This is a genomic window from Stenotrophomonas maltophilia (assembly GCF_025642255.1).
GTDB lineage: Bacteria > Pseudomonadota > Gammaproteobacteria > Xanthomonadales > Xanthomonadaceae > Stenotrophomonas > Stenotrophomonas maltophilia_P.
On record NZ_CP106759.1, the window covers coordinates 694,560 to 720,586 of the forward strand.

26 protein-coding genes are annotated in these 26,027 nt (G+C 67.2%); 7 read left to right on the forward strand and 19 right to left on the reverse strand.

Annotated features, from left to right (window positions below):
- The first annotated feature begins 33 nt into the window (after nt 1-33).
- Genes lgt through N8888_RS03105 form a run of 3 tightly spaced genes read left to right on the forward strand, consistent with a single transcriptional unit; the run spans nt 34 to nt 2,212 of the window.
- Nucleotides 34-924, forward strand: a complete 891-nt coding sequence (gene lgt, locus N8888_RS03095) for a prolipoprotein diacylglyceryl transferase (protein ID WP_263177491.1) — start codon at nt 34-36, stop codon at nt 922-924.
- Nucleotides 921-1,715, forward strand: a complete 795-nt coding sequence (locus N8888_RS03100) for a thymidylate synthase (protein ID WP_253119360.1) — start codon at nt 921-923, stop codon at nt 1,713-1,715. Before lgt ends, N8888_RS03100 begins: the two co-directional genes overlap by 4 nt.
- 5 nt (nt 1,716-1,720) lie before the next feature.
- Entirely contained in the window at nt 1,721-2,212 is a 492-nt protein-coding gene (locus tag N8888_RS03105) for a dihydrofolate reductase (RefSeq protein WP_263177494.1), read from the forward strand.
- Nucleotides 2,213-2,256: 44 nt separating this feature from the next.
- Here N8888_RS03105 and N8888_RS03110 read toward each other — a convergent pair whose 3' ends face one another.
- From N8888_RS03110 to N8888_RS03150, 9 genes are all read right to left on the reverse strand, one after another.
- Nucleotides 2,257-3,279 (reverse strand): symmetrical bis(5'-nucleosyl)-tetraphosphatase, encoded by a 1,023-nt coding sequence (locus N8888_RS03110; protein ID WP_263177496.1) that lies wholly within the window; start codon nt 3,277-3,279, stop codon nt 2,257-2,259.
- A gap of 15 nt (nt 3,280-3,294) precedes the next feature.
- The gene (apaG, locus tag N8888_RS03115; RefSeq protein ID WP_053519676.1) at nt 3,295-3,678 is read right to left on the reverse strand and encodes a Co2+/Mg2+ efflux facilitator ApaG/CorD; all 384 of its coding nucleotides are present in this window, start codon (nt 3,676-3,678) and stop codon (nt 3,295-3,297) included.
- Nucleotides 3,679-3,691: 13 nt separating this feature from the next.
- Complete coding sequence (gene rsmA / locus N8888_RS03120; RefSeq protein ID WP_164153073.1) at nt 3,692-4,495, reverse strand: 16S rRNA (adenine(1518)-N(6)/adenine(1519)-N(6))-dimethyltransferase RsmA; 804 nt, start codon at nt 4,493-4,495, stop codon at nt 3,692-3,694.
- Entirely contained in the window at nt 4,492-5,472 is a 981-nt protein-coding gene (pdxA, locus tag N8888_RS03125; RefSeq protein WP_253119352.1) for a 4-hydroxythreonine-4-phosphate dehydrogenase PdxA, read from the reverse strand. Before pdxA ends, rsmA begins: the two co-directional genes overlap by 4 nt.
- A gap of 3 nt (nt 5,473-5,475) precedes the next feature.
- Nucleotides 5,476-6,819, reverse strand: a complete 1,344-nt coding sequence (locus N8888_RS03130) for a peptidylprolyl isomerase (protein WP_053519673.1) — start codon at nt 6,817-6,819, stop codon at nt 5,476-5,478.
- Nucleotides 6,816-9,272 (reverse strand): LPS-assembly protein LptD, encoded by a 2,457-nt coding sequence (gene lptD, locus N8888_RS03135; protein WP_080375337.1) that lies wholly within the window; start codon nt 9,270-9,272, stop codon nt 6,816-6,818. The genes N8888_RS03130 and lptD overlap by 4 nt, the downstream gene beginning before the upstream one ends.
- 89 nt (nt 9,273-9,361) lie before the next feature.
- Entirely contained in the window at nt 9,362-10,300 is a 939-nt protein-coding gene (locus tag N8888_RS03140; RefSeq protein ID WP_065176230.1) for a histone deacetylase family protein, read from the reverse strand.
- Between the two features lie 9 nt (nt 10,301-10,309).
- Nucleotides 10,310-10,864 carry a cob(I)yrinic acid a,c-diamide adenosyltransferase gene (locus tag N8888_RS03145; protein ID WP_263177502.1) on the reverse strand — a complete coding sequence of 185 codons (555 nt, stop codon included), beginning with the start codon at nt 10,862-10,864 and terminating at the stop codon, nt 10,310-10,312.
- A gap of 8 nt (nt 10,865-10,872) precedes the next feature.
- Nucleotides 10,873-11,457 carry a hypothetical protein gene (locus N8888_RS03150; RefSeq protein ID WP_053519669.1) on the reverse strand — a complete coding sequence of 195 codons (585 nt, stop codon included), beginning with the start codon at nt 11,455-11,457 and terminating at the stop codon, nt 10,873-10,875.
- A gap of 109 nt (nt 11,458-11,566) precedes the next feature.
- On the opposite strand from N8888_RS03150, the gene ubiH reads away from it, so the two are divergent.
- Complete coding sequence (gene ubiH / locus N8888_RS03155) at nt 11,567-12,775, forward strand: 2-octaprenyl-6-methoxyphenyl hydroxylase (protein ID WP_263177503.1); 1,209 nt, start codon at nt 11,567-11,569, stop codon at nt 12,773-12,775.
- Nucleotides 12,772-13,953, forward strand: a complete 1,182-nt coding sequence (locus N8888_RS03160; protein ID WP_065176233.1) for a UbiH/UbiF family hydroxylase — start codon at nt 12,772-12,774, stop codon at nt 13,951-13,953. Before ubiH ends, N8888_RS03160 begins: the two co-directional genes overlap by 4 nt.
- 224 nt (nt 13,954-14,177) lie before the next feature.
- Here the strand turns inward: N8888_RS03160 and N8888_RS03165 are convergent, their stop codons facing one another.
- The 5 genes from N8888_RS03165 to N8888_RS03185 form a co-directional block, all read right to left on the reverse strand.
- The gene (locus N8888_RS03165) at nt 14,178-14,576 is read right to left on the reverse strand and encodes an EF-hand domain-containing protein (protein WP_053519666.1); all 399 of its coding nucleotides are present in this window, start codon (nt 14,574-14,576) and stop codon (nt 14,178-14,180) included.
- A gap of 71 nt (nt 14,577-14,647) precedes the next feature.
- Nucleotides 14,648-15,715 carry a 23S rRNA (cytidine(2498)-2'-O)-methyltransferase RlmM gene (gene rlmM, locus N8888_RS03170; RefSeq protein ID WP_263177506.1) on the reverse strand — a complete coding sequence of 356 codons (1,068 nt, stop codon included), beginning with the start codon at nt 15,713-15,715 and terminating at the stop codon, nt 14,648-14,650.
- Nucleotides 15,699-16,259, reverse strand: a complete 561-nt coding sequence (locus tag N8888_RS03175) for a nucleoside deaminase (protein ID WP_263177507.1) — start codon at nt 16,257-16,259, stop codon at nt 15,699-15,701. Before N8888_RS03175 ends, rlmM begins: the two co-directional genes overlap by 17 nt.
- Before the next feature lie 407 nt (nt 16,260-16,666).
- Entirely contained in the window at nt 16,667-17,131 is a 465-nt protein-coding gene (locus tag N8888_RS03180) for a hypothetical protein (protein WP_263177509.1), read from the reverse strand.
- 261 nt (nt 17,132-17,392) lie between these two features.
- Entirely contained in the window at nt 17,393-19,141 is a 1,749-nt protein-coding gene (locus tag N8888_RS03185) for a glutamine--tRNA ligase/YqeY domain fusion protein (RefSeq protein ID WP_263177510.1), read from the reverse strand.
- A 184-nt stretch (nt 19,142-19,325) separates the two neighbouring features.
- Between N8888_RS03185 and N8888_RS03190 the strand changes: the two genes are divergently transcribed.
- On the forward strand, nt 19,326-19,589 hold the full coding sequence (locus N8888_RS03190) for a putative signal transducing protein (protein ID WP_053519109.1): 264 nt from the start codon (nt 19,326-19,328) through the stop codon (nt 19,587-19,589).
- Nucleotides 19,590-19,619: 30 nt separating this feature from the next.
- Nucleotides 19,620-20,285, forward strand: coding sequence for a peptide-methionine (S)-S-oxide reductase MsrA (gene msrA, locus N8888_RS03195; protein WP_263178332.1), 666 nt, complete (start codon nt 19,620-19,622; stop codon nt 20,283-20,285).
- 600 nt (nt 20,286-20,885) lie between these two features.
- On the opposite strand, the gene N8888_RS03200 is transcribed toward msrA, so the two are convergent.
- The 5 genes from N8888_RS03200 to ahpC all read right to left on the reverse strand — a co-directional run bounded on the left by N8888_RS03200 (nt 20,886) and on the right by ahpC (nt 25,847).
- Complete coding sequence (locus N8888_RS03200) at nt 20,886-21,842, reverse strand: transaldolase (RefSeq protein ID WP_065182848.1); 957 nt, start codon at nt 21,840-21,842, stop codon at nt 20,886-20,888.
- A 49-nt stretch (nt 21,843-21,891) separates the two neighbouring features.
- Nucleotides 21,892-22,296, reverse strand: a complete 405-nt coding sequence (gene rnk, locus N8888_RS03205; protein WP_263177513.1) for a nucleoside diphosphate kinase regulator — start codon at nt 22,294-22,296, stop codon at nt 21,892-21,894.
- 122 nt (nt 22,297-22,418) lie between these two features.
- Nucleotides 22,419-23,384 (reverse strand): LysR substrate-binding domain-containing protein, encoded by a 966-nt coding sequence (locus N8888_RS03210; protein ID WP_263177515.1) that lies wholly within the window; start codon nt 23,382-23,384, stop codon nt 22,419-22,421.
- 84 nt (nt 23,385-23,468) lie between these two features.
- Nucleotides 23,469-25,061, reverse strand: coding sequence for an alkyl hydroperoxide reductase subunit F (gene ahpF, locus N8888_RS03215; protein WP_193396234.1), 1,593 nt, complete (start codon nt 25,059-25,061; stop codon nt 23,469-23,471).
- Between the two features lie 222 nt (nt 25,062-25,283).
- Entirely contained in the window at nt 25,284-25,847 is a 564-nt protein-coding gene (gene ahpC / locus N8888_RS03220; RefSeq protein WP_005408159.1) for an alkyl hydroperoxide reductase subunit C, read from the reverse strand.
- Between the last annotated feature and the right edge of the window lie 180 nt (nt 25,848-26,027).

A 26,027-nucleotide genomic window follows, 5' to 3' on the forward strand; every position in this document is an offset into this window, starting at 1 on the left:
CTAAAATACCCGTACTCCTGCCAGGCGTCTTCCATGATCTATTTCCACGACATCGACCCCATCGCCCTCTCGCTGGGGCCGATCAAGGTGCATTGGTACGGCATCATGTACCTGCTGGGTTTCACCGCCGCCTGGCTGCTCGGTCGTCGCCGGATCGCCGCCGGGCGCCTGCCCGGCGTCGATGCCAACGGATTCTCCGACCTGTTGTTCTACGCCATGCTGGGCGTCGTGCTGGGCGGGCGCATCGGTTACATGCTGTTCTACGCGCTGGGCGATTTCCTGCACAACCCGCTGCTGCTGTTCAAGGTATGGGACGGCGGCATGAGCTTCCACGGTGGCCTGCTGGGCGTGCTCGGCGCCTGCTGGTGGTGGTCGCGCAAGCACAGGCTGCACTTCTTCGACACCATGGACTTCATGGCGCCGCTGGTGCCACTGGGCCTGGGTTTTGGCCGCATCGGCAACTTCATCGGCGCAGAGCTGTGGGGCAAGTACACCGACGGCAGCTGGGGCGTGGTGTTTCCGTCCGGCCTGCCGGCTCCGCTGAACCAGCTTGACCACGCGACCCTGCAGGCGCAGTTCGCGACCGGCGCGCTGAACCAGTACGCACGCCACCCCTCGCAGCTGTATGAAGCCTTCCTCGAAGGGCTGGTGATGTTCGTGGTGCTGTGGGCGGTGTCGGCGAAGCCACGCCATCGCTATCTGGTGGGGGGGCTGTTCGCGCTGATGTACGGTGTCTTCCGCTTCGCGGTGGAATTCGTGCGCATGCCCGACAACGGCATCTACGTAGCGTTCGACTGGCTCACCCGCGGCCAGATCCTCAGCCTGCCGCTGATCGCGCTGGGCCTGGTGCTGCTGGCGATGTCGCGCCGCGCACCGGTACTGCAGCCGCAGCCGCAGCCGCTGGCGGTGGAGGGCAAGGCATGAAGGCCTACCTGGACCTGCTCTCGCACGTGCTGGAGCACGGGACGGAGAAGAGCGACCGCACCGGTACCGGCACCCGCAGCGTGTTCGGCTGGCAGATGCGCTTCGACCTCAACGAAGGTTTCCCGCTGGTCACCACCAAGAAACTGCACCTGCGCTCGATCATCCACGAGCTGCTGTGGTTCCTGAAAGGCGATACCAACATCGGCTACCTGAAGGACAACCAGGTAAGGATCTGGGACGAATGGGCCGACGGCAACGGTGATCTTGGCCCGGTGTACGGCAAGCAGTGGCGCAGCTGGGCCACCGCCGATGGTCGCGAGATCGACCAGATGCAGTGGCTGGTGGACGAGATCAGGCGCAACCCCGATTCGCGGCGGCTGGTGGTCAGCGCCTGGAACGTGGGCGAGCTCTCGCAGATGGCGCTGATGCCCTGCCACAACCTGTTCCAGTTCTACGTGGCCGATGGCAGGCTCAGTTGCCAGTTGTACCAGCGCAGCGGCGACATCTTCCTCGGCGTGCCGTTCAACATCGCCAGCTATGCGCTGCTGACCCATATGGTTGCGCAGGCGACCGGCCTGGGCGTCGGCGATTTCGTGCACACGCTGGGCGACGCGCACCTGTATTCGAACCATTTCGAGCAGGCCCGCGAGCAGCTCTCGCGCTCGCCGCGAGCGCTGCCGAAGCTGTGGTTGAACCCGGAGGTGACCGATCTGTTCGGCTTCCAGTTCGACGACATCCGCATCGACGGATACGATCCACATCCGGCGATCAAGGCGCCGGTGGCGGTGTGAGCGCGATGAAGCTTTCGATGATCGTGGCGCTGGATCGCAACCGTGGCATCGGCCAGGGCAATGCCATGCCCTGGCACCTGCCGGATGACTTCAAGCACTTCAAGGCGCTCACCCTGGGCAAGCCGATCCTGATGGGGCGCAGGACGGCCGAGTCGATCGGCCGCGTGCTGCCGGGGCGGACCAACCTGGTGCTGACCCGCAGCGGTCAGGTACCGTTCGAGGGCATGCGCGCGGTGGCCTCGCTGGACGAAGCGAAGGCGATCGCTGAAGGCGAAGGGGCCAGTGAGCTGTGTGTCATCGGAGGCGGCGAGATCTTCCGCCAGCTGCTGGACCAGGCCAGTGACCTGTACCTGACCTGGGTCGATGCCGAAGTGCCGGCCGACACCCATTTCCCGCAGGTGGACCCGCGGCTGTGGCAGGAAACAAGCAGTGAGCCGCATCCGGCCGACGAACGTCACGTCTACGCGTTCCGCTTCGTGCATTACGTGCGCCGCTGATCGCCGCACCTGTAGAGCCGAGCCATGCTCGGCTCCCTGAGGGCTCAGCCCTGCGGCGGTGTGCTGGTGCTGCTGCCGCCACCCGTACCGCCACCACCACCACCACCGCGCCGACGGCGGCGACGTGGGCCGCGGTTGCCCGGGTTGGCAGCGGTGTTTCCGCCGCCCTGTTCCTTGCCCTGTGCCGCAGCGGTAGACCGCTCGTGGGCCGGTCGCGCCGGCGGCCGGGCATTCGGAACCGGAGCAGGTACATCGCGGCCGGGCACCTGCACCACGCGCAGCTCATCGGTATCGAGCTGGATCGCGGTCAGCTTGCCGCCCCACACCGCGCCGGTGTCGATGGCGTGCACGCCCTGGGTGATGGTCAGGCCCAGCGCCGACCAATGGCCACATACGACCTTCAGGTCGCGCTCGACCCGGCCGGGCACTTCAAACCACGGATACAGTCCCTGTTCCTGCGTGCCCGGCGTGCCCTTGTCCTCGATGCCGATGCGTCCGCGCGGAGTGCAGTAGCGCATGCGGGTGAGCACGTTGATGATCGCCCGCGAACGGTCGTAGCCGGACAGGTTCGGTGCCCAGCTTGGCTTGTCGCCATACATGTTGCGGAACAGCTTGCGGTAGCCCGCGCCGTGCAGTTGCACTTCGACTTCGGCCGCATGCTTTTCGGCCATCTGCGTGGTCCATTTCGGCGCAAGGCCGGCGTGCACCATCATCCAGCCCATCTCGCGGTCCACATGCACCAGCTTCTGCAGGCGCAACCAGTCCAGAAGTTCGTCGCGGTCCTCGGCCTGCACGATGCGCAGCAGGTCCGGATTGACCTTGCGCTGCTCTTCCTCGGTGCGTGCACCGACCGCCAGCAGCGAAAGATCGTGATTGCCCAGTACGACCACGCTGTGCTCGCGCAGCGAATGCACCAGCCGCAGCGTTTCCAGGGATTGACCACCGCGGTTGACCAGGTCGCCGCAGAACCACAGGGTGTCCTGCGCGGGGTCGAAGCGGAGCTTCTCCAGCAGTCGCTGGGTCACGTCATAGCAGCCCTGCAGGTCGCCGATCGCCCACACACTCATCGTCCGGCCTCCGTGTCAGTGCAGGGTACGTGGGATGGCCAGCACGAACGGTGCGACCGGCGCGGCGAATTCGGTGCCGTCATCGGCGACCATGTCGTAGTGGCCCTGCATGGTCCCGTGATCGGTCGCCAGCATGACACCGGACGTGTAGTGGAAGTCTTCACCGGGACGCAGCCGCGGCTGCTCACCGATCACACCTTCGCCATCGACGTGCTCGACGCGGCCGTTGGCATCGGTGATGCGCCAGTGGCGCGCGACCAGCCGCGCGGCCACCCGGCCCTGGTTGTGGATGCGGATCGTATAGGCGAACGCATAGCGGCCGTCCTCCGGCACGGACTGGTCATCGAGGAATCGCGGTGCGACCTCGACGGAAATGGCGTAAACGTCAGCGTCTTCCATACCGGCAGTGTAATCAGGAGGCATTGGCCAAGGCGATGAATTCGGCCACGTCCAGCTGTTCGGCACGGGCATCGGGGCGCACGCCGGCAGCGGCGAACTGGTCGGCCGACACCACGTTGTTCAGTGCGTTGCGCAGGGTCTTGCGGCGCTGGCCGAAGGCGGCCTTGACCACTTCGGCGAAGCGGGCATGGTCACGGATGCCGACCGTGGCCGGATCATGCGGCACCAGCCGCACCACGGCCGAATCGACCTTCGGCGGTGGCCGGAACGCACCCGGCGGCACCACGAACAGCGAGGTGACTGTGCAGTAGGCCTGCAGCATCACGCTGAGGCGGCCGTAGACCTTGCTGCCGGGGCCGGCTGCCATGCGGTCGACCACTTCCTTCTGCAGCATGAAGTGCATGTCCCGGACCACGGCGGCATGCTCGAGCGCATGGAACAGGATAGGCGAGGAGATGTTGTACGGCAGGTTGCCGACCAGACGGATCGGCTGTCCGGCCGCCAGTTCGGTGAAGTCCACGCGCAGCACGTCGCGGTGGACGATGGTCAGCTCGCCCAGCGGCTCGGCGGCAGCGGTCAGCGGCGCGATCAGGTCGCGGTCGAACTCGATCACCGTCAGTGACGGATGCACGCGCAGCAGCGGCAGCGTGATCGCTCCCTGGCCGGGGCCGATCTCGACCAGGCGGTCACCGTCCTTGGGATTGACCGCCATCACGATCTTGTCGATGTAGTGGCGATCGGCCAGGAAATGCTGGCCAAGCTGCTTCTTGGCCGGGGCGGTGAACACCGGGCCGGAGGGGGAATGCGGGGAATTCATGCGCTCAGTGTACGTTGCCGCGCAAGCTGCGCACACAGCGTCGTTGCCGCCTGCAGGCTGGATGGATCGGCAATGCCGCGGCCGGCCAGGTCCAGCGCGGTACCGTGATCGACAGCGACGCGCGGGTAGGGCAGGCCCAGGGTCAGGTTCACGGCCTGCTCGAAGCCGGAGTACTTCAGCACCGGCAGGCCCTGGTCGTGGTACATGGCCAGGACCGTATCGAAACCTGCCAGCTTGCCTGGCAGGAACGCGGTGTCGGCCGGCAGCGGCCCGACCAGATCCATGCCTTCAGCGCGCAGGCGCTGCAGCAGCGGGATGACCAGATCCAGTTCCTCGCGGCCGAGGTGACCGTCTTCACCGGCGTGCGGGTTCAGGCCGAGCACGGCGATGCGCGGCGATGCCAGCCCGAACTCGCGGCGCAGCGCGGCGTGCACGGTGCGCAGGGTGTGCTCCAGGCCGGGTGCGGTGATCGCATCGGCGACCTCACGCAGCGGCAGGTGGGTGGTGGCCAGGGCCACGCGCACGATGTGATTGGCCAGCATCATCACCACCTTCACCCCGGCCTGGTCGGCCAGCAGTTCGGTGGTGCCGCTGTAGGCGATGCCGCCCTCATTGATGACCGCCTTGTGCACCGGGCCGGTGACCACGCCGTGCAGCTCGCCCGACAGGCAGGCCTGGCCGGCGCCGAGCAGGGCGCCGATGACCGCGCCGGCATTGGCCGGATCGGCGTGGCCGAAGCGGCTCGGGACGGCATTGGCCACGACGCGCAGACGCAGGTCGCCCGGGAAGCGGGCTTCTGCTTCCTCGGGCAGCAGTTGCAGGGGCAGGTCCAGCGCGGCGGCGGCTGCGCGCAGGGTATCCGGGTCGGCGAAAGCCAGCAGCCGGCAATCATCGCGCGGCTGCTGGATCAGGCGGATGCACAGCTCCGGGCCGATCCCGGCGGGCTCGCCCGGTACCAGAGCGAGCTCGGGGCGCATCGGTCAGGACTGCGGCGGCGTCGCGGTGTTTTCCGCGCGGTCACCGCTGCGGAAGCTGACGTAGGCTTCGCCACGCAGCTCCTGCAGGAAACGGTTGTATTCGTCTTCCAGCTTGCGGCGGCCGATGGTTTCGCGGACCTGCGCACGCTGGTTGTCGTTGGTCACGTCGGTCTGGCGGGTCGCCACGCGCTGCACGATGTGCCAACCGGCGTCGGTGCGGAACGGCTGGCTGACACCGCCGTCCTGCACGCTCTGGACCTGCTGGCCGAAGGCCGGACCGAACGCATCGGCCGGGAACCAGCCCAGATCGCCGCCCTGGCCCTTGCTGTTGTTGTCCTCGGACGACTCCCTGGCCACCGTCTGGAAGTCGGCGCCGCCGGCAATGCGGGCACGCAGGGTGTCGATCTTGGCCTTGGCGGCCGCATCGGTCTGGTTGTCGTCCACGCGCACCAGGATGTGGCGGCCGTGGAACTCGGTGACGGTATGGGTGCCGGCAGCGGCGCTGGAATCGCGCACTTCCACCAGCTTCAGCAGCTGGAAGCCGCTCGGACCACGGATCGGGCCAACCACGTCACCGGCATTCATCTTTTCCATCAGCTGCGCGAACGCGGCCGGGATCTCGTCCATGCTGCGCCAGCCCAGGTCGCCGCCTTCCAGTGCATTGGGGCTGTCCGAGTAACGTACGGCGGCGGCATTGAAGTCCAGCTCACCCTTGTCCAGCAGGGCCTTCACGCCGTCGGCCTTCTTCTGGCCGGTGGCGATCTGCTCGGCATTGGCGCCGTCGGGCAGGGCGATCAGGATGTGCGCCAGGTGGTACTGGTTGCCGGCGGTGGCCTGCTGCTTCAACGCGGCATCGACTTCGCCCTCGCTGACGCTGATGCGGCTCTGCGCGAAGCTCTGGCGCAGGCGCTGCACGGTGATCTCGTCACGCACCGAGGCGCGGAAGTCGTTGAAATCGATGCCGTCACTTGCCAGGCGCTGGCGCAGCGCGTCCAGATTGGAACCATTCTGCTGGGCGATGGCATTCATCGCCTGGTTCAGCTCCTGGTCGCTGACGCGGATGCCGCTGCCCTGCGCACGGGCCACCTGCAGCTTGACCAGCACCAGGCGCTCGAGCACCTGCCGGCTGAGTACGTCATCCGGCGGCAGCTGGGCCTCGCGGCCGGCGTACTGCGCCTTGATGTTGGCGATGGCGCGCTGGAGTTCGCTCTGCAGGATCACGTCCTCATCGACGACAGCGGCGATGCGGTCCAGCGGCTGCGCCTCCTGGGCAAGTACCTGCAGGGGGGCGGACACGCTGGACACCGCCAGCAGCGAGGCGAGAAGAACGGGGAAGCGCTTGGTCATGGGATCAGATTCGGATCGTAGTCGTCCCGGGTCGTCCCGGTATTGCTGGGGGGCACGAGATAGAGGTCGTCGCGGTTGTAGCCGAGGATAGCACGGCGCAGGGTGCGGTCCGTGTCCTGGCCCAGGGAGCTGAGGCCCTTCAGCACGAACTCCAGCTGGATGGAATTGTTCAGCTCGCCCTCGCGGTTGCGCACGTAGCGGCGGGCCACCGCGCGCACGGCCAGGCAGCAGCTGTCCCACTGGACGCCACCGATGATTTCCAGCGGCTTCTTGTCTTCCAGCGAGTAGTAGTAGCGGCCGACCAGGCTCCAGCGGGGGTTCAGCGGGTACAGGAACGACAGGTCGGCCTGCTTCAGCAGGTCGGTGCCGTCCGGGTTGATGCGGTGGCGGTAGGTCAGGTTGACCACGCCATCGTTGGGCATCAGGTAACGGGCGCGGAAGCTGGCCAGGTCCTCACGCTTGTATTTGGGGTCCCACTGGTAGGTCGCGCTGAGGGTCCAGCGGTCGTTGACCATGTAGTTGGCATCGGCGATCCAGGCCGACTTGCCCTTTTCCACCGGCGGGCCACCCGGCACGGCGGTCACCCGCGATTCGTCGAAGTACTGGATCTGGCCGATGGCCGCCGAGAACCGCTCGCGGCCGGTGGTCTGGTCGATGAAGCGGGTGCCCAGCGCCATGGTCAGCTGGTTGGCGTCGTTCTGGCGGTCGGCGCCGGTATAGCGCGAGTCGCGGAACAGCTGGCCCCAGCTGAAGGTGAAGTCGCGGGTATCGAAGATCGGCAGCTCGTCCTGGTTGCGGTAGGGCGTGCGCAGGTAGAACAGGCGCGGTTCCAGGGTGTGCAGGAACGAGCGGCCGCCGATGGTGGTCTCGCGGTCGAAGAACAGGCCGGCATCGATGCTGCCGATCGGCAGGCTGCGGCTGGGCGAGGTGTTGCCGCGCAGCTGCTCGGGGGTAGCGGTGGCCGGATCAACGCCCTGCGAAACCAGCACGTTGCGGCGGATGCTGTCGGCCAGCTGCCGGTCCAGGTCGTAGGCGGTGTAGCGGTAGGCCAGGGTCGGGGTCACGTACCAGGCCGCACCGCTGAACGGCAGCGACACATAGGGTTTCAGGTCCAGGCGTGCCCCGCCGTACATCCGCTGGGTCTGGCCGGTACGGGTGTACTCGAGGTCCGGTCCGGCCTCGGGGCCGTACTTGAAGTTGATGTCTTCATGGGTGAAGCGCACGGCTTCGGCGTACACGCCGGTTTCCAGCCACGACAGGACCGGCTTGTCCCAGTTGAAGTACAGGCGCGGCTGGCGGTTGTAGGCCAGCGCGCTCTCGTTGAGCGTGTAGTCGGTCAGCTGCCAGCGGTCGGCCATGATTCCGGCCGTCCAGTTCTGGCCGGTGCCGTACAGGCCAACGGTGCTCTGCAGGTTCGAGGCGGTCACGCCCACCAGGCGGTTGGCGAAGTCCTCGACGTAGCGCTCGTCGCTCACCCAGGCCAAGTTGGCACGTGCCTGCCAGTGGCTGTCCACGTTGTGGTAGCCGCTGAACATGACACGGCCGCGATCGCGGTCGCGCAGCTTGTCGTTGGGGATGTAGGCGGTCAGCAGTTCGCCGCGGCCGCCGTTGTAGAGGTAGCGGAACTCGTTGTCGAGCATCAGGCCGCGCCGGCTCATGTAGCGCGGCATCAGCGTGTCGTCGTAGTTCGGTGCCAGGTTCAGGTAGATCGGCTGGGTGTAGTCGAACCCGTTGCGCCCGGACATGCCCAGCTGCGGGAACAGCAGGCCGGTCTTGCGCCGGTCGTCGATCGGGAACTTGAAGTACGGTGCCCACAGCACCGGCACCTTGCCGATGCGCAGCACGGCATTGCGCGCCGTGCCGAAGCCCTCGTCGTTGTCCACTTCGATCTGCGGCGCCGACAGCTTCCACACCGGCTGCGACGGGTCGCAGGTGGTGTAGGTGGAGCGGTGCATCTGCCCGACCGCGCCCTGCAGGTCGACCGATTCGGCGTCGCCGTTGCCACGGCGGGACACCAGCTGGTACTGGATGTCGGTGATCTTGTGGGTGTCGCTTTCCTGGTTGCCCTCGGCGCGCTTGGCGACCATGCGGATCGACGCGTCCTGGTAGCGGACATTGCCATCGGCGATGTAGTTGCCGGACTCGGTGTCGAAGCTGAGCTTGTCGGTGCCGACGAACTGGTCGCCGCGACGCAGGGCGACGTTGCCCTCGTACTGCGGCACCGTGGTGGTACCCAGCAGCTGATCGCCCTCGATATCGGTCGGCTGCTGCTCGCGCGCGGCGCTGGCGGCGGCCTTGTCCTGGCCCGGAACCGGGGTCGGGGCGTCGGTGAACGCGGGAATGACGTCGGTTGCCGGGCACAGGCCCCAGTTGAGCGGCTTATCATCGGCCATCGCCGGCAGGCAGACGGCGATGCTCAGAGGCAGGGGAAGCAGGCGGAGGGCTCGGCGCACGCGGTTCGGATTCGGGCGAAAACGGACGGTAGCTTGCCCCATCCCTTGCATAGGGGCAATGAAGGCGGCCCGGTCGCACCGGTTCGGGTTCATCCAGCCGGGGGGGACGCCGCCGGCGACATCAGGGCCTGCACGTGGGCCACGCTGCATTCGGCCAGGGCCTGCAGGTCGTAGCCGCCCTCCAGCATCGACACCACCCGGCCGGCCGCATGGCGACGCGCCAGCGCATGCAGTTCGCGGGTGATCCAGGCGAAATCCTCGGTCTCCAGCATCAGATCCGCCTGCGGGTCGCGCAGATGGGCGTCGAAGCCTGCCGAGATCAGCATCAGCTGCGGGCGGAAGTCGTCGATGGCCGGCAGCATCTCGTCGGCCCAGACATTGCGGAAGCGGAATCCGCCACTGCCCGGCGGCAGCAGGATGTTCATCAGATTGCCCGCGCCACGGTCACGGCGCAGGCCGGAGTTGGGGAACAGGCCGGCCTGGTGGGTGCTGTAATACGACACCCGTGCGTCGTGCTGGAAGATGTCCTGGGTGCCGTTGCCATGGTGGACGTCGAAGTCGACCACCGCGATCCGCTCCAGCCCGTGGCGGTCGCGCGCGTAGGCTGCGGCGATGGCGATGTTGTTGAGCAGGCAGAAGCCCATGGCCGTGCTGCTGGTGGCATGGTGACCCGGCGGGCGCACCGCGCAGAACGCCAGCGGGTCCGCGCCCAGCATCACCGCATCCACCGCGGCCACACCGGCACCGGCAGCATGCACCGCCGCGCTGGCCGAGCCGGGCGAGGTCCAGGTGTCCATGTCCAGCTGGCGCAGGGGCACGGTCTGCGGTTGCAGCACGAAGTCGAGCAGGGCGCTGTCGTGGACCCGGCTCAACTCGCCGAACTTGGCGGGTGGGGCCTCGCGCCAGTCCAGCTGGCCGGGGAATGCGCCGCGCAGGGCGTCGAGCACGCCCTGCAGCCGTTGCGGGCATTCGGGATGGCCCGGACCGGGATCGTGCAGCAGGCAGGACGGATGGGTGAAGACCAGCATCGTACGGACTCAGCCCTGCCGGTGCTGGGGCTGCCAGAGCGCCTCGCCCTGCCCATCGGCGCGGGCCAGCACCCGGGCCAGCACGAACAGCAGGTCCGACAGCCGGTTGAGATACTGCAGCGCTTCGCTGCGCACGTTCTCATGGCGGGACAGCATCACCGTCTCGCGCTCGGCGCGGCGGACGATGGTCCGTGCCAGGTGGCAGCGTGCGGCGGCTTCGCCACCGGCGGGCAGGATGAACTCCTTCAGCATCGGCAGCGTGGCGTTGTAGTGGTCCAGCTGCTGTTCCAGTGCCGAGACATCGGCGGCATGGATCGCGGCATGGCCGGGGATGCACAGCTCGGCGCCCAGGTCGAACAGCTGGTGCTGCAGATGGACCACCAGCGCGCGCACGTCGTCCGGAAGCGGTGCGGCCAGCAGCAGGCCCAGCGCCGCGTTGGCTTCGTCGACGGTGCCGTAGGAGGCGACGCGGGCATCGTCCTTGGCTACGCGCTGGCCATCGCCCAGTCCGGTGCTGCCGTCGTCACCGGTGCGGGTGTAGATGCGCGAGAGGCGATGGCCCATGGCGCAGCTCAGTGCCGGATGTCGCGACGGGCCTGCTGGAGCTTGAGCACCTGCTCCACGGCCAGTTGCAGGGCGGCGGCCAGCGCCACGTAGATCGCCGTGGTCCGCAGGTAGGGGCCGAACCACTGTGCGTAGTTCTGCGCCCAGCCCGCCAGCGTCGGCTCGGCAACGTTGCGGGTGGTCCAGTAGAAGCCCCCCTGCGCAAGCAGGTGGCACAGCGCCACCGAGGCCACCAGCAGGAGCGCACCCTTGGCCAGCACCGGCCAGCGCGCGCCGCGGTAGTTGTGGCCCAGCAGCATGCCGCCGGCCCACAGCGAGAAGTACGCCGGCAGCAGCAGCCAGTAGCCGGGCGACACGCAGTAGTGCTGCCAGAAATCCAGCCCCGCGCTGCGGATCACGATCCAGTCGACCAGCACCGCGAACAGCATCAGCAGCGGAAAGGCCCAGCGCGTCCAGCGCGCCAGGTAGAAACCGCCGATGAAGAACACCGCCCAGGAGGCATCGGGGATCGCCGCGAAGTGGTTGACCCGGGTCGCCGCCAGCAAAAGCACGAGCACGGACAGGACGAAGGCGCGATTGGCGGTGTCGGACATGGCGGCGGGCCCGGAGCGGATTCAGCTTTCATTCTAGCCCGCCGCGCGGGTTGGCGCAGGCAGCGTCGCGTTCGGTGTACAGCCGGGGCGAGCGCGTATCATGAACGCCATGAGTGAACGACATGACGTGCTGATCGTCGGCGGCGGACTGGTGGGTGCCAGCCTCGCCATCGCCTTGGACCGCCTGGGCCGCGACGTGGGCCTGATCGAGGCCAGCCCTGCCGGTGGACTGCCGGCGGTGTTCGACCAGCGCAACCTCAGTTTCGCCGCCGCCACCGTCAACGCGCTGACCGCGCTGGGGGTAATGCGGAAGCTGGCGATGGCGCCGGGACCGATCCGTCGCATCCATGTCAGCCGCGCCGGCGACTTTGGCCGGGTGCAGCTCGATGCGGCCGATTACAACCGGCCGTGGTTCGGCCAGGTGGTGGTCGCACGTGACTTCGGTCATGCGCTTGAGGCACGCCTGCAGGAACTGCCGCGGCTGCGGCGTTACCGGCCGATGCGTTTCCTCGGCCTGGGCGGGGTGGTGGAGGGCTGTCGCCAGGTGCATGTGGCCGACGACGCCGGCGAGCGCACGCTGCTGGCACGGCTGGTGGTCGGTGCCGATGGCACGGCCAGTGCGGTGCGGGAGGCGCTGGCCATCGAGGTCGACCGCCACGATTTCCAGCAGACCCTGTTCGTGGCCCGCGTGCGCAGCCAGCGCGCGCCCGACGGCACGGCCTGGGAGCGCTTCACCGATACCGGCCCGACGGCCCTGCTGCCGCGTGGCGACCGCCATTTCGGCACGGTGCATGGGGTGGCGCGCGAAGACGCCGACGCGGTGATGGCGCTGGACGACGCAGCGTGGCTGCAGCGCCTGCAGCATGCCATCGGCTGGCGTGCCGGGCGTCTGCTGGAGTCGGGTCCGCGCAGTGCCTACCCGCTGATCCAGGTGCTGGCGCGCGCCCTGGCAGGCGAGCGCGCGGTGCTGCTCGGCAATGCCGCACAGACCATCCATCCGTTGGGCGCGCAAGGCTTCAACCTGGGCCTGCGCGATGCGCTGACCCTGGCCGAACTGCTGGAAGACGATGCAGGCGATGCCGGCAGTGATGCGCTGCTGCGTGCGTATGTGGCCCGTCGGGAAGAGGATCGCCAGCAGACGGTGGCGTTCTCCGGAGGACTGGCGCGCCTGACCAGCAATCCTGCGCCGTTGATGCGCCCGTTGCGCAGTCTCGGCCTGGTGGCCGCGCAGCGCGGTTCGGTGCAGTCGATGCTGGTCGGCGGGGCGATGGGTTTCCGTGGCGTCGTGCCGCGACTGTGCCGCGGAGAAGCCGCATGAACCGCCGCGCGCGCCTGGACGTGGTCATCGTGGGAGGCGGCGTGGTCGGTGCCGCGTGTGCACTGGCGCTGGCCGATGCGGGGCTGGCCGTCGCCCTGGTGGAGGGCCGTGAGCCCGCGCCCTGGCAGGCATCGCAGCCGGACCTGCGCGTGTTCGCCTTCGCGGCTGACAACGTGCAGCTGCTGGACCGTCTCGGCGTGTGGCCTGCGATCGTACAGGCGCGGGCCTGGCCGTATCGCCGAATGCAGGTATGGGATGCCGCGGGAGGCGAGGACCTGCTGTTCGACGCCGACCGCCTGGGGCGTCGCGAGCTGGGCTTCATCGTCGAGAACGGGCTGTTGCAGGATCGCCTGTGGGCGGCACTGCCGGCGGCCGGGGTGCAGCTGCATTGCCCGGCACGGGTGGAGGCGCTGGAGCAGGACGAGGAGGGGGTGCGACTGCGCCTGGATGACGGACGCAGGCTGGAAGCGGCCCTCGCCGTGGCCGCCGATGGTGCCGAGTCGACGCTGCGCGAGCTGGCGGGCATCGACGTGGTGCGCCACGACTATCACCAGCGTGGCGTGGTGGCCTACGTCGACAGCGAGCTGCCCAACCAGGCTACGGCCTGGCAGCGTTTCCTGCCGACCGGTCCGCTGGCGCTGCTGCCGGTGGCCGAGCGCCGCAGCTCGATCGTGTGGACCTTGCCTGACGAAGAGGCGGTGCGCGTGCTGGCGCTGGAGGAGGAGGCATTCAATCGCGAACTGACCCGCGCCTTCGCCGCACGGCTGGGCGAACTGCGCCTGGTGTCGCCGCGCGCCGCGTTCCCGCTGCGCCGCCAGCTGGCCCGCCACTATGTGGCCGGCCGCGTGCTCGCACTCGGCGACGCCGCGCATGTGGTGCATCCCCTGGCCGGGCAGGGCGTGAACCTGGGGCTGCGGGATGTCGCTGCCCTGCGGCAATGGCTGGCGCCTTCAGCCGAGCGCCGTGGCCAGCCGCGCCTGTCGCCGCAGCGCCTGCAGCGCTGGGCCCGCGAGCGGCGTAGCGACAACCAGGTGGCCGCCTACAGTTTCGATGCGATCAACCGCCTCTTCTCCAACGACGAGATGCACCTGACCCTGGCCCGTGGCCGCGCGCTGGGCTGCGTCGGCAAGTGGCCGCCACTGGTTCAGGCGTTCTGGAAGCGCGCCGCCGGCGTGTGACGACCCCGTTTGGCGGTTGATCCGCCGGTAGCGCCGGGCCATGCCCGGCGAGCGCGCAGCGCGGTTCACCGGTCCCGCCGGGCATGGCCCGTCGTTACCAGCAGCGGATCAATCAATCAGTGCGCCGGCCAGATCGGCGCTATCCAGCGCGGCAACGGGACGCCGTTCGGCGGATCATCAGGCCGGTAGCGCCGGGCCATGCCCGGCGGGATCCGTGAACCGGATCAATCAATCAGCCAGCCGGCCAGGTCGGCACGATCCAGCTTGCCGCGGCGCTTGCTGTCCAGCGCGGTGAACTCATCGGCCAGTGCAGGATTGGCCTGGGCCTCCGCACGGCTGATGAAGCCATCACCGTCGGTATCCAGCGCGGCAAAGTGGATGCGGTACTGGCCGGTCACGCTGCTGGGTTCAACCGAGCGCACCGTGACCTGGGCCTCCCCTGCGGGCATCGGGATATCGACGCTGCCGGTGACCCGTCCGGCATTCAAAGGCTGCTGGCGGATGGCTCCGCCGGTCGGACCCAGCGGTTGGCTCTGCGCGGGTGTGGGCGGCAGCTGCTGCGCCAGCACGGGTGACGTGGCCAGCAGGACAGCCAGCAGCACGGGCAAACGCGGACGGTACATGACGGACTCCTGGCAGGCGTTGACGGAAGCGTACCCGCGGCATCCTGTGCGGGCGATGACCCTGCCGCGCATCACCGCATCGGCGACGCCAGCACGGTGATCTCTTCGCGGTCGTGATAGAGCTGCTTGGCACGCACTTCCAGCGACGTGCCAGCCTGCTCCTGGAACAGGTCCAGGCACAGCCGGGTCTCGTCCCAGCGCTTCTTCATCGGCAGTTTCAGATTGAAGATGGCATGCCTGCACCAGCCTTCGCGGAACCAGGTGGCCATGCGTTCGGCAACGCGACGCGGTTGCTCGACCATGTCGCACACCATCCAGTCCAGCGGCTGCTCCGGGTGCCAATGGAAGCCATCCGCGCGCAGGTGCTCGACCAGGCCGGTATCCAGTACGTGCTGGCGCAGGGGGCCGTTGTCGATGCTCAGCACCTGCATGTGCTGGCGGGTCAACACCCAGGTCCAGCCGCCCGGTGCCGCCCCCAGGTCGGCCGCGCGCATGCCGGGTTTCACCAGTGCCTCGCGTTCTTCCGGCGCCAGCAGCGTCAGCAGGGCTTCGTCCAGCTTCAGCGCCGAACGCGAGGGGGCCTCCGGCAGCAGTTTCAGGCGCGGAATGCCCAGTGCCCACGGTGCGCTGTCGGCGGGGGCGGCCACGCAGATGAAGGCGTGGGTGCCGTCGACGAACACCACGTGCAGGCGTGGCAGCCGTGCATTGGGCTTGTCGCTGAGCTTGCCGGCCTTGCGCAGCGCCGGGCGCAATGCGTTGCCGAAAGCACGGGCGAGCCCGGACAGCGGCTTGCCGGCATCCGAATCCGGATGTTCGACCCACAGATCACCAAAGCGTGGCGCATCGGCCAGCACCTCCAGCATCGGCGTGATGCGATCGGCCGGATCCAGCTGCGGCAGTTCAGCCAGCACCACCAGCTTCTGCCGCGCGAAGATCAGGCCGCGCCACGGCAACCGCGGTGCCAGCGCGGCCGCTTCGTCGCACATGAACAACACATAGCCGTCATTGCGCTGGGTACGTGCGTAGCCGGCGAAGCCTGCCTCACCGGCGCGGAACTGCAGTTCGCCGGCCAGCTCCGGCTCGAAGCCCTGGCGGCACAGGCACAGCAGGCCGATGCCGGCCTCAGTAACGGGCGCCATCGCCTTCCCCATAGGAGCGCAGCACACTGCGCGCAGCGTCGCGGTTCAGGCCCTGCACCACCTCGATGCCGCGCTTGTTGAGCTCGCCCACCCAGTCGGCTGGCAGCGGGCCTTCGTCGAACGGGGTCAGTTCCTCTACATCGGCGGCACTGGCGCCGATCAGCAGGCGGTCGATGCCGGCCCACACCGTAGCGCCGTAACACTGGCAGCACGGCTGCGAGCTGGTGGCCAGGGTGACCGGCGACAGCACGGCATTCAGGCGCGGCGTCTGCAGGCGCTGCTGGGCCAGCATGTAGGCCATGTTCTCGGCATGTGCCAACGAGGTGGCATGCGGCATCACCCGGTTCACGCCGGCGGCGATCACCTTGTCGTCCGGACCGAACACCACGGCGCCGAACGGGCCGCCGCTGGCGTGCGCGACGTTCTGGCGCGACAGCTCGATGGCCAGCGCGACCTTGGCCTCATCGCCGGGATATCGACGATCCAGGTCGATCTGGTCGTGGATCCAGGCGGGAAGGGTCAGGTGGACTTGCGCATACAGCATCGCGGGGGTGCCTCGTGTGGGGAATCAGGAAAGGACGGCGCGCAGTGTAGCCCGCCCCTGCCTGTATCGGGTGTGGGCGAGGGTCAGCCCGGCCTGTGGCCAGCTCGCCGCACAGGCGCGCAGCGGGTGCAGGATGGGGGCGAAAGCGTGGCCGTTGACCCTGCAATCGGCTCGCACGGGCGATCGGCATTGCGTAGCGCAAACAGGCGAATGGCCAGGAATGAGCGCGCCTTCAGCAGGTCGTCGAAGGCTTCGATGCTTCGGGTGAACAGGCAGCACGGGCACGAGCTGTCGTCGTCATCGCTGCGGATGGATGCATCCACCCGCAGCGCGTTTGTGCGCCAACGGCTCCAGCATCATGGTGCGCTTGGTGTTCAGAAACACGCAAAGCGCCGGTCTGGCCCGAACTAGTCAAGGTAGCTTGTTCCGGGAGTCGCTTTGTCCTGTTTGACGAGCTTCACCTTCAGCTCCCAGCCTTCAACGCACTCCCTCCTGCCGCTGAACAGATAAAGAACTTCGCCTGCCGAAGCGTATTTCCTCATTATCGCGTTGTCTTCCAGATAGATCTGGCTGACAAAGACCATGGGGACATCATCGATGAAGCGCCAACTGGGTCCTTGCAGCCATCGAGGAGCTTCGTCCATCGAGAGAAAATGGGTGGCGATTGTTTCGATCATCCACTCCCGGGTCGGCGCGGGGACGGAGTCGATCCACTTTATGTCCGGCCTTGGATGAGGCGTCGAGAGATACTCGCCATAGACCTTCAGCATGAAGGGCTCGGACTCTCTCCCTTGTATGCCGACGCTCTTTTCCCGTTCAGCGATCCCGGAGAACGCCGCGCAGAAGATCATGAAATCCCGATCCATCTTCATGAGTGATTCCTATCAACCAAACTTCACACTGTCCTCGCCCGCCTCGTTGAGGAAGGCAGCGCTGAGGAAGTGGCCGGGGAAGACGTCGAGCATCGCCAGCGGGAAGACCATGATGGCTTAGCCTACGAGACCAGCCCGGCCAACTCCATCGCCGAAATGAACTTCAGCAGCGGGTGCTGCGTCAGAAACCAGAGCAGGGGGGAAGGGCGGTGATCATCGTTGGGGGCGCGCGGACGCCGTATCGGCGCCCGCGCGGTCGGCTCAGGCCGACCAGGTATCGCGCAGCGTCACGCTGCGGTTGAACACCGGCTTGGCTTCGGTGTGGTCGCGGCGGTCGGCAACGAAGTAGCCGGTGCGCTCGAACTGGAACGACTGCTCCGGCGCGGCGCTGGCCGCGGCCGGCTCGACATAGCCGGTGACGGTGCGGCGCGATTCCGGATTGAGGTAGTCGCGGTAGGTCCTGCCTTCCGACTCGTCGTCCGGGTTCGGCACCGAGAACAGCCGGTCGTACAGGCGGATCTCGGCCGGAACGCCGTGCACGGCGCTGACCCAGTGAATGGTGCCCTTGACCTTGCGGTTGGCCCCTTCCATGCCGGGGCGCGACTCCGGATCCAGCCAGCCGCGCAGCTCGGTGATGGTGCCGTCGGCATCCTTGATCACCTCATCGCAGCGGATGATGCCGGCACCACGCAGGCGCACTTCGCCGCCCGGGACCAGGCGCTTCCAGCCCTTCGGCGGTACTTCGGCGAAGTCCTCGCGGTCGATCCAGACCTCGCGCGCGAACGGCACCTGACGGCTGCCGAAGCTCTCGTCCTTCGGATGGTTGCTGAAGGTGAGCTGTTCTTCATGGCCTTCGGGCAGGTTGGTCAGTACCAGCTTGAGCGGGTCGACCACGGCCATGCGGCGCGGTGCGGCGCCATCGAGGTCTTCGCGCAGCGCGCCTTCCAGCACGCTGAAGTCGATCAGCGAGTTCTGCTTGCTGATGCCCACGCGTTCGGCGAACAGGCGCATTGCCGCCGGGGTGTAGCCGCGGCGACGCAGTCCCTGCAGGGTCGGCATGCGCGGGTCCTCCCAGCCGTCCACCAGCTGCTCGGTGACCAGCGCCATCAGCTTGCGCTTGCTCATCACCGTGTAGTTGATGTTCAGGCGCGAGAATTCGATCTGGCGCGGCTTGGCAGCTTCGCGCGGCAGGCCGGCATCGACCAGCGGCTGGGTCAGTGCGTCGTCATGGGCGAAATCGACGTTGTCCACGCACCAGTCGTAGAGCGGGCGATGGTCCTCGAATTCCAGGGTGCACAGCGAGTGGGTGATGCCCTCGATCGAATCGCCCAGCGCATGCGCGAAGTCGTACATCGGGTAGATCGGCCACGCATTGCCGGTGTTCTGGTGCTCGACATGCTTGATGCGGTACAGCGCCGGATCGCGCAGGTTGATGTTGCCGCTGGCCATGTCGATCTTCGCGCGCAGGGTGCGCGCACCGTCCGGGAATTCACCGGCACGCATGCGGCGGAACAGGTCGAGGTTCTCCTGGACACTGCGGTCGCGCCACGGCGAGGGACGGCCCGGCTCGGTCAGGGTGCCACGGTAGGCACGCACTTCCTCGGCCGACAGGTCACACACATAGGCCTTGCCCTGCTCGATCAGCTTCTCGGCGGCGAGATAGTAGGCCTGGAAGTAATCGGAGGCGTGGCGCAGCTCGTTCCACTCGAACCCCAGCCAACGGACATCATCCTGGATGGCGGCCACGTACTCCGGGTCTTCCTTGGCCGGATTGGTGTCGTCGAAGCGCAGGTTGCATACGCCGCTGAACTCGCCGGCAATGCCGAAGTTCAGGCAGATCGACTTGGCATGGCCGATGTGCAGGTAGCCGTTCGGCTCCGGCGGAAACCGGGTCTTGATCGCCTGGTGCTTTCCGCTGGCCAGGTCCTCGCGCACGATCTGGCGGATGAAATCGCGCTTTTCGTGGCTGTCGGCGGGGGTCTCGGGGCTGGCGGGGGTGTGCTCGGACATGAGGCTGGGCGAAAAAGGGCAGAAAGACCAACAGTCTAGCGCGTAAGGGGAAGGGCTGCCGGGGTTGCGCCCGCGCTACCGGGCGCAGGGGGGCCAGGGGTAGCGCCGGGCCATGCCCGGCGAGCGCAGCGGCGGCATTCAGCGCCCGGGCGTATGCTGGAGGCCTCTCCCGTGGAGCCGCCCCATGCACATCGTGTACAAGGCCGACAATCTGTTCGACGCCCACCTGGTGAAGCACGCGCTGGAAGATGCCGGCATTCCTGCCTTCGTGTTTGGCGAGCAGCTGCTGGGGGGCATGGGCGAACTGCCGCTGTTTGGTGTATTGAGGGTCGGCATCCCCGACGCCGCGCGGGCCGAGGCTGAAGGCATCGTCGCCGGCCTGGACTTGGGCCACGCCGCCGACGCCCCCATTTCCGATGCAGACGACATTGCCGGCCTTCCGGCGTAGGAGCGCATCATGTTGGGAATCGGACAGGGCATCCTGGGCATCGGCGCCTTCAAGCAGCGCCTGCCGCGCCCGGAAGAGGCGCTGCCAGGGCGTGATCAGCCACTGCCGCTGCACAGCAACCAGCACTTCGTGAACAGTCACCCGCTGAAGGACCGCTTTGCCGGCCTGCAGCAGATCCGTTTCGCGCTTGGCTGCTTCTGGGGAGCCGAGCGCAAATTCTGGTCGGAGCCGGGCGTGTACAGCACGTCGGTCGGCTATGCCGGCGGCGTCACGCCGAATCCCACCTATGAAGAAGTCTGCTCCGGCCTCACCGGCCACACCGAAGTGGTGCAGGTGGTGTTCGATCCGAAGGTGGTGAGCCTGGAACGGCTGCTGCAGCTGTTCTGGGAAAGCCACGACCCGACCCAGGGCATGCGCCAGGGCAACGACACCGGCACCCAGTACCGTTCGGCGATCCATGCCACCGACGAAACGCAGTCCGCCGCTGCGCTGGCCAGCCGCGAGGCCTACCAGGCGCAGCTGGACGCGGCCGGCTACGGCCCTATTACCACTGAGATCGTGTTCCCGGCGCCGGAGTACTACTACGCCGAGGACTATCACCAGCAGTACCTGGCGAAGAACCCGAACGGTTACTGCGGCATCGGCGGCACCGGGGTGAGCTGCCCGATCGGGCTGGATGTGGAGGCGCCGCGCTGACGCGCGGTGGTCCGCCTGCGGCGGGCAGAAGCGGAAAGCAACTGCCGAAGCAAAAGCCAGAGCCAAAGCCAAAGCCAAAGCGGCTCTGGGTTGCTGTGAGTAGGGCGGGGCGGTGTGGGTCGGCAGGACACGCCGTGAACCCATCCATGGGGGCTCGATGGCGCCATCCATGGCGCCAACGGTCCTGCCAACCCACACCACCCCACCTCCGACAGTTTCCCGGTGACGGTGGGCAAGAGCGTGGGTTACTGACGAACTGAAGGAAAACAAGAAGGACGCGGCCTTCGCCGCGTCCTTTTTGTTTGATCCTGCGGTGTCTTTTGTAGAGCGGAGCCATGCTCCGCTCCGAGCAAGCGAAGCGCGCGACCCGCTGTTGCTCTTCCTTCTTCCTTCCGTGGAGGGCAGCCACAGGAAACTGTCAGAGGGCGGGCGGGTCGGGTTCGCGGGAGTGTCCGCGGCATGGATGCCGCGGCCAAGCCTCCAGGGACGGATTCACGGCGTCTCCCGCGAACCCGACCCGCCCGACCCAGCGCGGCGGTTGCTTCATGCCTTTCGCGACCAAGCCCCCGCCACGAGGGGCTCAGCCGTTGGCTGGAACCCTTACAGCGCCGCGCGGATCCGCTCGCGCAGCGCTTCCAGATCCTTGGCGAACGCCTCGATACCGGTCGCCAGCTTCTCGGTCGCCATCGGATCGGCAGCCAGATCCGCCGCAAACGTCGCCGCATCGATCGGGGTCACCGCCACGCCGTTACCCTCACCGGGCACCAGCTTGCGCGGCAGCTCGCCGTGATCGGCGTCCAGCTTCTCCAGCAGATCCGGCGAAATGGTCAGGCGGTCGCAGCCGGCCAGCGCCTCGATCTGTGCGGTGGAACGGAACGAGGCGCCCATCACCACGGTCGGCGAACCACGGCGCTTGAACTCCGCATATACGCTGCGCACGAACTTCACGCCCGGGTCCTCATCGATGTTGGCCGGGGTCTGGCCGTTGGCCACGTACCAGTCAAGGATGCGGCCGACGAACGGCGAGATCAGGAACGCGCCCGCTTCGCTGCAGGCCAGCGCCTGGGTCGGGTTGAAGATCAGCGTCAGGTTGCAGTCGATGCCCTCGGCCTGCAGGATCCGCGCCGCTTCCACGCCTTCCCAGGTCGCGGCGATCTTGATCAGGATCTTCTCGCGCGGTACGCCGGCATCGGCGTACATCTGGATGAACTGGCGGGCCTTGGCCACGGTGGCGGCGGTGTCGTACGCCTGGTCAGCATCCACCTCGGTGGACACGCGGCCCGGCACCAGCGTGCTGAGCAGCGCGCCGACGCCGATGGTCAGCCGATCGGCCACCGCATGCACCACGGCCTCGCGGTCGCCGCTCTGCTGACGGCCCCAGGCCAGTTCGCGCTCGATCAGATCGGCATAGACCGGCAGGTCCAGTGCCTTCTTCACCAGGGTCGGGTTGGTGGTGCAGTCCACCGGCTGCAGGCGCTTGATCGCCTCGTAGTCACCGGTATCGGCAACGACCACGGACAGTTCGCGCAGCTGGGACAGTTTGGACGAGGTACTCATTACGGCTCCTGGTACGGGGAATCGGATCGCGCGCAGTGCGCAGCGGAGATCAGGGACGGTCGTTGTGCACTGCGGTCACGCGCAGGCGCAGCTTGCGACCACCGGGTGCAGTCCAGTCGATGCTCTGGCCGACCGACAGGCCGAGCAGGGCACTGCCGACCGGGGCCAGCACGGAAACCTTGCCTTCATCGACGTTGGCTTCGCGGGGGAAGACCAGGGTCAGGACGTGCTTCTCGCCTGAGACCCCATCTTCGCACTCCACGCGGGAATGCATCATGACGATGCCTTTGGGAATCTGGTCCGGCGCCAGCACGGTGGCCCGGTTGAGTTCTTCGGCAAGCGCGAGCGCGGCAGGCGTCTGGCTCAGCGCAGGGGCTTCGAGCATGGCCTCCAGGCGGTCCATGTCGAAGGTTGAGACAGTGATCGACGGCGGCAGGCCGCTGGCGGTGTTCATGTAAAACTCCTTGGTTGAAAACCATGCAAAAGGCGGCGCCTGCTGGCGCCGCCTGTCTGTATTGTGGGGACAAATGCGACCGGAATCGACTCCTGCCGCTCGAGGCCGGGGAGGCCGGGGTGTCAGCCGTTCAGCGCGGGGCCGGGAAGGCTGGCCGGATCGGCGGCCGTGCCATTGGCGGCTTCCAGCGTGAACAGCGCATGCGGCAGGCGCTTGAACTGGCTGGCCAGCTCCATCAGGAAGTCGTTCATCGCCGAGCTGCGGCGCCAGACCATCGCAATACGGCGGCTGGGCCGGCCCTCACCGATGAAATCGAGCAGGCGGATGTTGTTCGAGCGCGGGACGGGGGGCTGCACCGACAGGCTTGGCAGCAATGTGATGCCGACATCGGCGGCCACCATCTGCCGCAATGTTTCCAGGCTGGTGGCGCGGAACTCGGATTTCTCGTTGGCGCCGAACAGCCGGCACACTTCCAGCGCCTGGTCGCGCAGGCAATGGCCGTCTTCCAGCAGCAGCAGCTTCTGCGTGGCCAGTTCCTGCACATCCAGATGGGCGCGCTGGGCAAGCGGATGGCGACCGGAAACGGCCAACAGGAACGGCTCCTCGAACAGGAACTCGGCGTGCAGCTGGTCGTCGATCACCGGCAGTGCCAGCAGCGCGGCATCGAGCTTGCCTTCGCGCAGGCGCTCCAGCAGCACATCGCTCTTCTCTTCGACCAGCAGCAGTTCCAGTTCCGGGAAACGTTCGCGGATGCGCGGGATCACATGCGGCAGCAGGTACGGGCCCAGGGTCGGGAAGATTCCCAGGCGCACCGTGCCGGCTTCCGGATCGCGGCTGCGCCGTGCCGCTTCCTTCAGCTGCTCCACCTCGGACACGATCACCCGCGCCCGTGCAGCGGCTTCCTGGCCGGCCGGGGTCAGCATCACCTTGCGGGGGGCCCGCTCGACCAGCGGCAGGCCCAGCTCTTCTTCCAGCTTGCGGATCTGGGTGGACAACGTGGGCTGGCTGACGAAGCACGACGCGGCAGCCCGACCGAAATGCTTGTGGTCGGCCAGGGCTACCAGGTACTTCAGATCGCGTAGATTCATCCTCACATCCCAGGGATAACGGACCGGCTGGCGGCGTGGTCACCCCGCAGCTGACAATGCTCCCGGCAACCCGGGAGCAGTGGATCAGGCAGCTTCGGCAACGGCTCCGCTGCTCTTGCTCACCGACGAGCGGATCAGATGATCGAACGCGCTCAGTGCGGCGGTCGAGCCGGCGCCCATGGCGATGATGATCTGCTTGTAGGGTACCGTCGTGCAATCACCTGCGGCGAACACGCCGGGCACACTGGTCTGGCCACGGTCGTCGATGACGATCTCGCCGCGCGGCGACAGCGCCACGGTGTCCTTCAGCCACTCGGTGTTGGGCAGCAGGCCGATCTGCACGAAGATGCCTTCCAGCTCCACGCGGTGGGCGTCGCCACCGATGCGGTCCTTGTAGACCAGCCCGGTGACCCGGCTGCCATCGCCCAGCACTTCGGTGGTCTGGGCGCTGGTCAGCACGGTCACATTGCCGAGGCTGCGAAGCTTCTTCTGCAGCACCTCATCGGCGCGCAGGCTGGAATCGAATTCCAGCAGGGTTACATGCGACACGATGCCGGCCAGATCGATGGCAGCTTCAACGCCGGAGTTGCCACCACCGATCACCGCCACGCGCTTGCCCTTGAACAGCGGGCCATCGCAGTGCGGGCAGTAGGCCACACCCTTGTTGCGGTACTGCTCTTCGCCCGGCACATTCATCTGCCGCCAGCGCGCACCGGTGGACAGGATCACCGAACGTGACTTCAGCACCGCGCCGTTTTCCAGCTGCACCTGTACCAGCCCATCGTCGCCGGCCGGCACCAGCGCGGTCGCGCGCTGCAGATCCATGATGTCCACGTCGTACTCGCGCACATGCTGCTCCAGCGCGGTAGCGAGCTTCGGGCCTTCGGTCTCCTTGACCGAGATGAAGTTCTCGATGGCCATGGTGTCCAGTACCTGGCCGCCGAAGCGCTCGGCGGCGATGCCGGTGCGGATGCCCTTGCGCGCGGCGTAGATCGCTGCGGCCGCGCCAGCCGGGCCGCCGCCCACCACCAGCACGTCGAAGGCCTGCTTGGCGGCGATCTTCTCGGCGTCGCGCTTGCTGGCGTTGGTATCCAGCTTGGCCACGATCTGTTCGAGCGTCATCCGGCCCTGGTCGAAGACTTCACCGTTGAGATACACGGTCGGCACCGACATGATCTCGCGCTTCTCCACTTCCTCCTGGAACAGCGCGCCGTCGATGGCCACGTGCTGGATGCGCGGGTTGAGCACCGCGGCCAGGTTCAGCGCCTGCACCACGTCCGGGCAGTTCTGGCAGGACAGGGAGAAATAGGTCTCGAACCGGTACTCGCCTTCCAGGCTCTGCACCTGCTCGATCAGCTCGGCAGTGGCCTTGGACGGATGACCGCCCACCTGCAGCAGCGCCAGCACCAGCGAGGTGAATTCATGACCCATCGGCAGGCCGGCGAAGGTCAGGTGGATGTCCTGGCCGGGCGTGCCCAGGTCGAACGAAGGCACGCGGCCCTGGCCATCACGCAGCACCTGCAGCGAGATGCTGTCGGACAGGCTTTCCAGGGTCTGCAGCAGTTCCAGCATTTCCTGCGACTTGGCGCCGTCGTCGGCATGCGCGGTGATCTGGATGGGGCGGGTCACGCGCTCCAGATAGGTCTTCAGCTGCGACTGCAGGTTGGCGTCCAACATCGGGTCTTCTCCTGGCTTCAGGCAAACAGGGGGCGTGGCACCGCTGTAGAAGGTAGCGGACCAGCAGGGGGTAGGGGTGAACCCAAGACAGCGACCGTGGAAGGGGCTGGCTGGCCGCGACGGGCCGGCGATGGCTGTCTTGGGTTCACCCCCACGCCGGCGATGCCGCCGGCATGGAGATGGGCCTGCCGTGGCATGGGGCCACGGCGTGCCGGTGCTGCGTTAGATCTTGCCGACCAGGTCCAGCGACGGGGTCAGGGTCTTCTCGCCTTCCTTCCACTTCGCCGGGCACACCTGGTTCGGGTTGGCGGCGGTGAACTGGGCGGCCTTCAGCTTGCGCAGGGTCTCGGAGACGTCGCGGGCGATCTCGTTGGAGTGGATCTCCAGGGTCTTGATCACGCCTTCCGGATTGATGATGAAGGTGCCGCGCAGGGCCAGGCCCTCTTCCGGAATGTGCACGCCGAAGGCGTTGGTCAGCTGGTGGGTCGGGTCGCCGACCAGCGGGAACTGGGCCTTGCCGACGGCCGGCGAGGTTTCGTGCCACACCTTGTGCGAGAAGTGCGTGTCGGTGGTGACGATGTAGACCTCAGCGCCAGCCTTCTTGAACTCGGCGTAGTGGTCGGCGGCGTCTTCGATCTCGGTCGGGCAGTTGAAGGTGAATGCAGCCGGCATGAAGATCAGGACGGACCACTGGCCCTTCAGGCTGGCATCGGAAACCTTGATGAACTCGCCGTTGTGGTAGGCGTTGGCTTCAAACGGCTGGATCTGGGTATTGATGAGGGACATCATTTTTCCTCTGGGTGAAGGGAGTGGGTGAATCGACAGGAGCTAGGTTACCGGCTCAGTTGCGATAAGAACAATCCATTGATTGCATCTATTTGATAGATGCAGCCTATCAAATTGCCATGAGCCCGCACTGAACCTTGCGTCCCTCATCCTGCAACTGCCTGTGTGACAAGGAAAATC

Coding starts and splice junctions, on each gene's coding strand:
- lgt (WP_263177491.1), top strand. CDS start 34: ATGATCTATTTCCACGACATCGACCCCATCGCCCTCTCGCTGGGGCCG.
- N8888_RS03100 (WP_253119360.1), top strand. CDS start 921: ATGAAGGCCTACCTGGACCTGCTCTCGCACGTGCTGGAGCACGGGACG.
- N8888_RS03105 (WP_263177494.1), top strand. CDS start 1,721: ATGAAGCTTTCGATGATCGTGGCGCTGGATCGCAACCGTGGCATCGGC.
- N8888_RS03110 (WP_263177496.1), bottom strand. CDS start 3,279: ATGAGTGTGTGGGCGATCGGCGACCTGCAGGGCTGCTATGACGTGACC.
- apaG (WP_053519676.1), bottom strand. CDS start 3,678: ATGGAAGACGCTGACGTTTACGCCATTTCCGTCGAGGTCGCACCGCGA.
- rsmA (WP_164153073.1), bottom strand. CDS start 4,495: ATGAATTCCCCGCATTCCCCCTCCGGCCCGGTGTTCACCGCCCCGGCC.
- pdxA (WP_253119352.1), bottom strand. CDS start 5,472: ATGCGCCCCGAGCTCGCTCTGGTACCGGGCGAGCCCGCCGGGATCGGC.
- N8888_RS03130 (WP_053519673.1), bottom strand. CDS start 6,819: ATGACCAAGCGCTTCCCCGTTCTTCTCGCCTCGCTGCTGGCGGTGTCC.
- N8888_RS03140 (WP_065176230.1), bottom strand. CDS start 10,300: ATGCTGGTCTTCACCCATCCGTCCTGCCTGCTGCACGATCCCGGTCCG.
- N8888_RS03145 (WP_263177502.1), bottom strand. CDS start 10,864: ATGGGCCATCGCCTCTCGCGCATCTACACCCGCACCGGTGACGACGGC.
- N8888_RS03150 (WP_053519669.1), bottom strand. CDS start 11,457: ATGTCCGACACCGCCAATCGCGCCTTCGTCCTGTCCGTGCTCGTGCTT.
- ubiH (WP_263177503.1), top strand. CDS start 11,567: ATGAGTGAACGACATGACGTGCTGATCGTCGGCGGCGGACTGGTGGGT.
- N8888_RS03160 (WP_065176233.1), top strand. CDS start 12,772: ATGAACCGCCGCGCGCGCCTGGACGTGGTCATCGTGGGAGGCGGCGTG.
- N8888_RS03165 (WP_053519666.1), bottom strand. CDS start 14,576: ATGTACCGTCCGCGTTTGCCCGTGCTGCTGGCTGTCCTGCTGGCCACG.
- rlmM (WP_263177506.1), bottom strand. CDS start 15,715: ATGGCGCCCGTTACTGAGGCCGGCATCGGCCTGCTGTGCCTGTGCCGC.
- N8888_RS03175 (WP_263177507.1), bottom strand. CDS start 16,259: ATGCTGTATGCGCAAGTCCACCTGACCCTTCCCGCCTGGATCCACGAC.
- N8888_RS03180 (WP_263177509.1), bottom strand. CDS start 17,131: ATGAAGATGGATCGGGATTTCATGATCTTCTGCGCGGCGTTCTCCGGG.
- N8888_RS03185 (WP_263177510.1), bottom strand. CDS start 19,141: ATGTCCGAGCACACCCCCGCCAGCCCCGAGACCCCCGCCGACAGCCAC.
- N8888_RS03190 (WP_053519109.1), top strand. CDS start 19,326: ATGCACATCGTGTACAAGGCCGACAATCTGTTCGACGCCCACCTGGTG.
- N8888_RS03200 (WP_065182848.1), bottom strand. CDS start 21,842: ATGAGTACCTCGTCCAAACTGTCCCAGCTGCGCGAACTGTCCGTGGTC.
- rnk (WP_263177513.1), bottom strand. CDS start 22,296: ATGAACACCGCCAGCGGCCTGCCGCCGTCGATCACTGTCTCAACCTTC.
- N8888_RS03210 (WP_263177515.1), bottom strand. CDS start 23,384: ATGAATCTACGCGATCTGAAGTACCTGGTAGCCCTGGCCGACCACAAG.
- ahpF (WP_193396234.1), bottom strand. CDS start 25,061: ATGTTGGACGCCAACCTGCAGTCGCAGCTGAAGACCTATCTGGAGCGC.
- ahpC (WP_005408159.1), bottom strand. CDS start 25,847: ATGTCCCTCATCAATACCCAGATCCAGCCGTTTGAAGCCAACGCCTAC.